Source organism: Microtetraspora sp. AC03309 (assembly GCF_020826795.1).
Classification (GTDB): Bacteria; Actinomycetota; Actinomycetes; order Streptosporangiales; family Streptosporangiaceae; genus Microtetraspora; species Microtetraspora glauca.
The window spans coordinates 1-7263 of sequence record NZ_JADDIL010000143.1 but is presented as its reverse complement, the minus strand read 5'-3'; the positions used below and the strand labels follow the sequence as shown (position 1 = coordinate 7263).

8 protein-coding genes are annotated in these 7263 nt (G+C 71.6%); 3 read left to right on the top strand and 5 right to left on the bottom strand.

Annotation, left to right across the window (positions count from 1 at the left end):
• On the bottom strand, positions 1-645 hold a 645-nt coding region (locus tag IMZ11_RS46540; protein WP_228648807.1), incomplete at its 3' end, for a DUF5937 family protein.
• A gap of 67 nt (positions 646-712) precedes the next feature.
• Between IMZ11_RS46540 and IMZ11_RS41225 the strand changes: the two genes are divergently transcribed.
• Together IMZ11_RS41225 and IMZ11_RS41220 are read left to right on the top strand one after the other, a co-directional pair.
• Positions 713-1186, top strand: a complete 474-nt coding sequence (locus IMZ11_RS41225) for a cupin domain-containing protein (protein WP_228648805.1) — start codon at positions 713-715, stop codon at positions 1184-1186.
• A gap of 95 nt (positions 1187-1281) precedes the next feature.
• Positions 1282-1638 carry a DUF4267 domain-containing protein gene (locus IMZ11_RS41220; protein ID WP_228648803.1) on the top strand — a complete coding sequence of 119 codons (357 nt, stop codon included), beginning with the start codon at positions 1282-1284 and terminating at the stop codon, positions 1636-1638.
• Between the two features lie 108 nt (positions 1639-1746).
• On the opposite strand, the gene IMZ11_RS41215 is transcribed toward IMZ11_RS41220, so the two are convergent.
• A complete protein-coding gene (locus IMZ11_RS41215) occupies positions 1747-1947 on the bottom strand; it encodes a hypothetical protein (RefSeq protein ID WP_228648801.1) in 201 nt (66 codons plus the stop codon).
• On the opposite strand from IMZ11_RS41215, the gene IMZ11_RS41210 reads away from it, so the two are divergent.
• On the top strand, positions 1937-3247 hold the full coding sequence (locus IMZ11_RS41210; protein ID WP_228648799.1) for an FAD-binding oxidoreductase: 1311 nt from the start codon (positions 1937-1939) through the stop codon (positions 3245-3247). The two genes, IMZ11_RS41215 and IMZ11_RS41210, sit on opposite strands and share 11 nt — an antisense overlap.
• A gap of 84 nt (positions 3248-3331) precedes the next feature.
• Here IMZ11_RS41210 and IMZ11_RS41205 read toward each other — a convergent pair whose 3' ends face one another.
• The 3 genes from IMZ11_RS41205 to IMZ11_RS41195 are packed head-to-tail and all read right to left on the bottom strand — an operon-like array spanning position 3332 to position 6917.
• Entirely contained in the window at positions 3332-5431 is a 2100-nt protein-coding gene (locus tag IMZ11_RS41205) for a xanthine dehydrogenase family protein molybdopterin-binding subunit (RefSeq protein WP_228648797.1), read from the bottom strand.
• The gene (locus IMZ11_RS41200) at positions 5428-6414 is read right to left on the bottom strand and encodes a xanthine dehydrogenase family protein subunit M (protein ID WP_228648795.1); all 987 of its coding nucleotides are present in this window, start codon (positions 6412-6414) and stop codon (positions 5428-5430) included. The genes IMZ11_RS41205 and IMZ11_RS41200 overlap by 4 nt, the downstream gene beginning before the upstream one ends.
• Positions 6411-6917, bottom strand: coding sequence for a 2Fe-2S iron-sulfur cluster-binding protein (locus IMZ11_RS41195; RefSeq protein WP_228648793.1), 507 nt, complete (start codon positions 6915-6917; stop codon positions 6411-6413). Before IMZ11_RS41195 ends, IMZ11_RS41200 begins: the two co-directional genes overlap by 4 nt.
• Positions 6918-7263 lie beyond the last annotated feature (346 nt).

Genomic DNA, 7263 nt, shown 5'->3' with positions numbered 1-7263 from the left:
GCACTGCACCCGGTCGGTGATGAACAGCGACGGAATGAGAATGAGTCCCTCGGGGCAGTCGACGTCGAGGTCGGTGGTCGAGTTGACGGTGATGGTGTCGCCTTCGCACGCCGCGGAGTGGTGCAGGCGCGGAAGGACGGTGCGCAGCCCCTCGCGGTTGACCTGGATGGCCCGGTCCAACATCTCGGCACGCAGCGCCTGCCGCATGGACGGCCACTCCGGTTCCATGGCCGCCGTCCAGAGGCGGCGCACCGCTTCGGCGGCCTCCAGCCTGGCTCGGTCGGGGTCGTCGAGCAGTCGGCGGCCTATGTCTGCCGAACGCCCGATGCTGGCGTCGGCCAACTCGGCGTAGACCTGGTCCGCCGGGGTGGCGAGGAGGGCATCCATGCCTTCTTCGAAGGTCGGCTCACTGGACATCGGCGATGGGTCAAGGAAGTCGGGCCGGTACGCGCCATCGGCCATGAAGACCGTGAGCGCGCGCAGGTCCAGGCCGGAAAGGCGGTGGTGGCGACGGCGAAGCCACTGGTGGAACATCGGGTGACGCTGCGGTTCTGTCAACAGCCGGGCAAGACTAACCACTTCGTGGATCGGCGACATGGCCCATCGCACGCTCGCAGCGCCGGCACCCAATCGGTAGCGGATCACCCTCCCTATTGTTAGGCCACCGCCGAAGTGAGCGCGAGCGCAGCGGAGAAGCCCCGAGACTCGGGTCATGACCGAGACGAAGCCGACGGACTGGTTCTGCAAGCAACCCGAGCGAGCCCGAAAGACGCGAACGATCCGGCTGGGCGCCAGCGGATCGACCATCGAAATCCTCGCCGTCCCGGCGGAGACCAGCGGGGTCGTGAGCATCTACCGGTGGCGCATGTCGCCCTCCAGCCGGGGACCTGCCCCGCACTTTCACACGACCTTCAGCGAGACCTTCATCGTTGAGGAAGGTGAAGTCGGCTACTTCGATGGGCGGGCGTGGCGAACACTGCTGCCCGGCGACACCGCGCATGCCGCGATGGGTGACGTCCACGCGCTTCGGAAGGAGCGCGCCGAACCTGCCACCCTCCTCATGGCACTCTCGCCAGGCGTGCCCCGGGAGGAGTACTTCGCGCGGCTCGCCACGGTAACCGATCGGGACCTGAGCCGGCTTCACGAAGCCCACGACAACCATTTCGTCGACGACGACGAACGGTGACAGCGCCGGCACGGCATACGCCCCGCTATCTGGAATGCGCTCGTAGAACTGCTCCCGAGAGGCGAGACAAACCCATGCTCAGCACCATCGCCACTGTGCTCGCCGGACTGATCGGCGCAGGCACCATCTTCATGGGCGCCAGCGCCTTCTGGGCGCCGCAGGCCGCGGTCGGCTTCGGCATCCCCGACACGCCGACCGAGGACCGCAGCTTCCATGCCTGGCTGTCCGTCAAGGGCGTGCGCGACATCGCCTCAGGGCTTTTCATCTTCATCGTGCTGGTCGGCGGGACAACCCATCTGCTGGGCTGGTTCATGCTGGCCGCCAGCGCCATACCCGTCGGCGACGCGGTGATCGTGCTGCGCAGCAACGGGCCCAAGGCGGCCGTCTACGGCATCCACGGCGCCACCGCCGTGGTGATGCTGACGATCAGCGCGCTCCTGCTCATCGCGTAATCCACGTGGCCGGCGGCCGGAGCTCTTCGACGCGTGGCGCCATCGCCGCACCGGCCATCCAGCAGCCGGTCGACGTCGGACCAGAACAGCGCGGTCGGGCCGCGCCGGTCATCGGCTCGGCGAGAACCCGCTGAAGCAGCAGCGTGTTGACAGGTACACCAGCGTGGACCGCAGCAGGTGCAGGGCCGGCATCGAGGTTTCGGCGTGATCCTTGTCCGGGCCGGTCAGGGCGCCGCCCTTGCCGTAGTGCAGCACGGTGTTCCTTCGCATTTCCGAGAAATCGAAAAGGGAGACGACGATGACGATCAACGATCTGCGCGGTGTCCTCAAGGGGCGCGTGCTCCTGGCCGATGACGACGGCTTCGAACAGGCGGCCACCGCGTGGAATCTGACCGTCAGGCAGCCGGTGGCGGCCGTGGCGGAGGCCGCGGATGCCGATGACGTGGCGGCGCTCGTGCGTTACGCGCGGCGGGCGGGTATGACGGTGACCGCGCAGCCGAGCGGGCATGGCGCCTCGGGTGATGTGGAAGGCCTGATCCTGTTGCGTACCGGCCTGCTGAACGAGGTGGAAGTACGCGCGCAGGAGCGCGTGGTCCGGGTGGGCGCGGGCGTGAAGTGGGGGCAGGTGCTGGCGGCGGCCGGGCCGCTGGGTCTGACCGGCCTGTCCGGCAGCGCGCCGGGGGTCAGCGTGACCGGCTACACCCTGGGCGGTGGGGTCGGCTGGTTCAGCCGCAAGTACGGCTTCGCCTCCGACAGCGTGCGGGCTATCGACATCGTGGACGCCGATGGCGAGCCGGGCCGGGTGACCGCCGAGTCCGATCCCGAGCTGTTCTGGGCGCTGCGCGGCGGTGGCGGGGACTTCGCGGTGGTGACCGCCCTCGAACTCGAGCTGTATCCCGCGCCGGTCCTGTACGGCGGGCGCGTGATCTGGCCGGAGCACCGGACCAGGGAGGTGTACGAGGCGTTCCTGGAGATCACCGCCGAGGCGCCGCGTGAACTCAGTGTCTGGATCAACCGGCTCCAGCCACCCGGCGCGTCGCCGATGGTCACGCTGGATCTGGCCTACCTGGGTAAGGCGGCTCAGGGGGAGGACCTGCTGGCGCGCATCGACAAGATCGAGGGCGTGATCTCCGACAGCCGCGGCGTCGTCCCGGTTGCCGACCTGGGTGACATCACCGCCGAGCCCACCGATCCGGCCCCATCCATCGCTCGTGCGGAGCTGCTCACCGGCCTGGACGCGGACGCGGTGGAGCTCCTGCTGGCCAAGCCGGTCGAACCGCTCATCAACGTGCAGATCAGGCACCTGGGCGGGGCGCTCGCCGAGCCGGGCGGCGGGGCCGGTGCGAGCGGCGCGGTGGCTGAGCCGTACCTGCTCGGCCTGCTGGGTCTCGGCCTGCCGCACGTGGCCGATGCGACGCGCGCCAAGCAGGCCGAGGTCGTGGCCGACCTGGAGGCGTACATCAGCGGCCGCAAGCCGTACACCGTGCTGTCCCCCGGTGACACGGCGGCGAAGTCCTTCTCCGGCAGCGCGCTCGCGCGGCTGCGGGAGATCAAGCGGGCCCGTGACCCGCACAACGTGTTCCGCGCGAACTACCCGGTGCTCGGATAGATCGGTTCCCAGCAGGTCACGGCCCCTCCGCCCACGTGTCGAGCGGCCCGTCGGCGCGAGCGCGGCGATGGTTCAGCGCAGGAGTCAGCGCAGGAGCAGGTCCGGTGTGATCGGCAGATCCCGTACGCGGATCCCGGTGGCGTTGTGCACCGCGTTGGCGATCGCCGCCGCGGCGCCGACGATGCCGATCTCGCCGATGCCCCTGGCCCCCAGCGGACCGGCGTGGACGTCCTCCTCATCCAGCCAGACGGCGTCGACGTCCATCACATCGGCGTTCGTGGCGATCAGGTACTCGGCGAAGTCGTGGTTGATCACATGCCCGGTGCGGTGGTCCAGCACGCTGCGCTCGAGCAGCGCCATCGACAACCCCATCGTCATCCCCCCGATGAACTGCGAACGCGCGGTACGGGGATTGATGACGCGGCCCACCGAGAACACCCCCAGCATCCGGGGCACCCGGATCTCGCCGGTGTCGGCGTCCACCCCGACCTCGGCGAACTGCGCGCCGAAGGAGTGCATCGAGTACCGCTCGGCGTCCGGATTCTCCGGCATGTCGTCGCCCGCCTCCGCGCCCGGCGGCGGATCGTCCCCGTACACGCGGCGGAAGGAGCGGCACGCCGCGACGACCGTCGAACCCCAGCTCGTGGTCCCCGAGGACCCGCCCGCGACGGTGGCCGACGGCAGGCCGCTGTCCCCGATCTCCACGCTCACCGCGCCCAGAGGGCAGCCCAGCGCGTCCGCGGCGATCTGCGTCAGCACCGTCCAGGCGCCCGTTCCGATGTCGGCCGCGCCGATGCGCACCGTGTAGCGGCCGCGCCCGCCGTACGCGACGACGGCCCGCGAGCCGGGGAACCGGTAGTACGGATAGGTCGAACTCGCCACCCCCATGCCCACCAGCTCGCGCCCCCGCCGGCGCGTGCCGGGCACCACCGGGCGGTCCTCCCAGCCGAAGCGGGCGGCCCCCTCGCGCAGGCACCGCACCAGGTGACGGCCCGACCACGGCCTGCCCGACTCGGGATCGCTCGGGGGATCGTTGCGCGCCCGCAGTTCGATCGGGTCCAGTCCGCAGGCCGCGGCGAGCTCGTCCATCGCCACCTCGAGCCCGAAGAACCCCGGCGCCTCACCCGGCGCGCGCATCCACGACGGCACGGGGACGTCGAGCGCGGCCACCCGGTGCGACGTGCGGCGGTTCGGCGCCGCGTACATCATCCGCGTCCCGACCGCTGTCTGCTCCGCGAACTCCTTGATCTTCGAGGTGTGCTCCACCACCTCGTGCGCCACGGCCGTCATCCGTCCGGCCTCGTCGGCGCCCAGCCGTACGCGCTGGATCGTGGGCGTGCGGTGACCGGCCAGCGAGAACATCTGGTGGCGGGTCAGCGCCAGCTTGACCGGGCGCCCCGCCACCGCGCGGGCGGCCAGCACCGCGAGCACGTTGTGCGCGTGCGCCATCCCCTTGGACCCGAACCCCCCGCCGACGTACGGGGACACCACGCGCACCTGCTCCGGCCGCAGGCCGAAGACCCGCGCCAGCGTCGACCGTACGGAGTGCACACTCTGCGTCGAGTCGAACAGCGTCAGCCGCGGCGCCTCGGGGAAGCCGCCGCCCGGGTCCCAGATGGCCACGGTGCTGTGCGGCTCCATCGGGTTGTTGTGCTCCATCGGCGTGGTGTAGATCTCGTCGACCGTCACCGCCGCGGCCCCCATCGCCGCGTCGACGTCGCCCTCGTCGGTGTCGGTGGCGAACCCCGCGTTGACCTGCTCCGGCGCGTACAGGTCGGTGCGGTCGGCCCGCAGCTCCGTGTCGTGGGGCTCCTCGTCGTACTCCACCCGCACCAGGCCGGCGGCGTGGCGGGCGATCTCGGGCGTCTCGGCGAGCACCACCCCGATGAACTGCCCCCGGAACGCGACCTCGTCGGACTGCAGGACCGACAGCTCGGCGTCCTCGGTGTCGGCCAGGCGGGCGGCGTCGCGGTGGGTGACCACCGCGAGGACCCCCTTGACCCCGGCCGCCGCCACGTCGTCGATCGCGGCGACCCGTCCGCGCGCGATCGTGGCCTGCAGCGGGTGGGCGTACACCGGGTCGTCCACCGGCCGGTCATAGGCGTACGCCGCGATCCCGGTCACCTTGGCCCGGCCGTCGACGCGGGGCGACGGCGTGCCCACCACTCGATCCTGGACGGTCATCGCCCCTCCTCGGTGAGGTCGCGCAGCGTCGCGACGACGGTGTTGCGGGCCATCGGCACCTTGAACTCGTTGCCGGGCAGCGGCCGCGCGGCCGCAAGTTCGGCGTCGGCGGCCCGGCGGAAGGCGTCCTCGGTCGCGGGCCCGCCGCGCAGCTCCTCCTCGGCCAGGACGGCACGCCACGGCTTGTGCGCGACGCCGCCCAGGGCCAGCCGTACGTCACGGACGGTGCCGCCGTCGAGATCGAGGGCGGCCGCGACGGAGACCAGCGCGAAGCTGTAGGAGGTGCGGTCGCGCACCTTGCGGTAGGCCGAGCGCCGCGCGAACGGCAGGTCCGGCAGTTCGACGGCGGTGATGAGCTCGCCGTGCTCCAGCACCGTGTCCCGCTGCGGCGTGTCGCCCGGCAGCCGGTAGAGGTCCGCCAGCGGCAACGCGCGCTCACCGCCGGGGCCCAGCACGATCACCGCGGCGTCCAGCGCCACCATCGCCACCGCCATGTCGGAGGGGTGCACCGCGACGCACTGCTCGGACGCGCCGAGGACGGCGTGGTAGCGGGTGTACCCGCCGACCGCCGAGCAGCCGGAGCCCGGTTCGCGCTTGTTGCACGGTGTGGTGATGTCCTGGAAGTAGGGGCAGCGGGTGCGCTGCAGCAGGTTCCCCGCCGTGGTGGCAGCGTTGCGCAGCTGCCCGGAGGCGCCGGAGAGCAGGGCCCGCGCCAGCATCGGACAGCGCTCGCGCACCAGCGGATGCGCGGCCAGGTCGCTGTTGCGTACGGCGGCGCCGACGCGGAGACCGGTGGCCGTCTCCTCCACCCGGTCGAGCGGCAGCCGCGACACGTCGACCAGCATGTCCGGCTCGGCGACGCCGAGCTTCATGTGGTCCACCAGGTTGGTGCCTCCACCGAGGAAGACCGCGCCGGGACGCCCGGCCACGGCGGCGACGGCCTCGGCGGGGTCACCGGCCCGCAGGTACTCGAAGGGGATCACGAGTCCGCCTCCTCGCGCAGGGCGGCGACGATGTTGACGTAGGCCCCGCATCGGCACAGGTTGCCGCTCAGCCGTTCCCTGATCTCCTCGTCGTCGAGCGTGACGGGCCCGGTCAGGTCGTCGGTGACGTGGCTGGGGTGCCCGGCCTTGGCCTCCTCCAGCATGCCGACGGCCGAGCAGATCTGCCCGGGTGTGCAGAAGCCGCACTGGAAGCCGTCCTGCTCCAGGAACGCCCGCTGCACCGGGTGCGGCTCGCCTCCCTCGGCCAGCCCCTCGGCGGTGGTGACGTCGGCGCCGTCGTGCGCCACCGCGAACGTCAGGCAGCTGACCACCCGCCGTCCGTCGAGCAACACGGTGCACGCGCCGCACTGCCCGTGGTCACAGCCCTTCTTGGGCGAGGTGACCGACAGGTGGTCGCGCAGCGCGTCGAGCAGGGTGGTGCGGGTGTCGACCGTCAACGATCTGTCCCGGCCGTCCACCCGCAACGTGATCCGAGCATCCATGGTCACCTCCACGGGGCGGGCCTCGGAGCCGCCCTCAGAGGCGCCCTGTGCCCCTGAGGCGCGTGGCTAACACTCGGGCCGCAGATCGTGGCCAGGTTGTGCACGGCCTTGGTGGACGCCTTGATATTCCCGGGGCGATGACCGGCCGGGCGATGCGATCGCGGGCGATCATCGGGCGATCACGGTGGGGCAGGTGTGCGGTGTCAGTCGAGCCTGCGCAGACCGTCGAGGATGCCCTGGAGCGTCCGCGCGTCCGGCCCCTCGGAGCGGTCGGCGACCGCGGCGTGCCGCAGCCGCCGGGGGAGGGTCGCCCCTGGTTTCGGTGCGGGGGGCACGGGGGAGCGGG

What these genes read in the sequence shown, in the direction of transcription:
- IMZ11_RS41225 (WP_228648805.1), top strand. Translation starts at nt 713, where the DNA reads ATGACCGAGACGAAGCCGACGGACTGGTTCTGCAAGCAACCCGAGCGA.
- IMZ11_RS41210 (WP_228648799.1), top strand. Translation starts at nt 1,937, where the DNA reads ATGACGATCAACGATCTGCGCGGTGTCCTCAAGGGGCGCGTGCTCCTG.
- IMZ11_RS41205 (WP_228648797.1), bottom strand. Translation starts at nt 5,431, where the DNA reads ATGACCGTCCAGGATCGAGTGGTGGGCACGCCGTCGCCCCGCGTCGAC.
- IMZ11_RS41195 (WP_228648793.1), bottom strand. Translation starts at nt 6,917, where the DNA reads ATGGATGCTCGGATCACGTTGCGGGTGGACGGCCGGGACAGATCGTTG.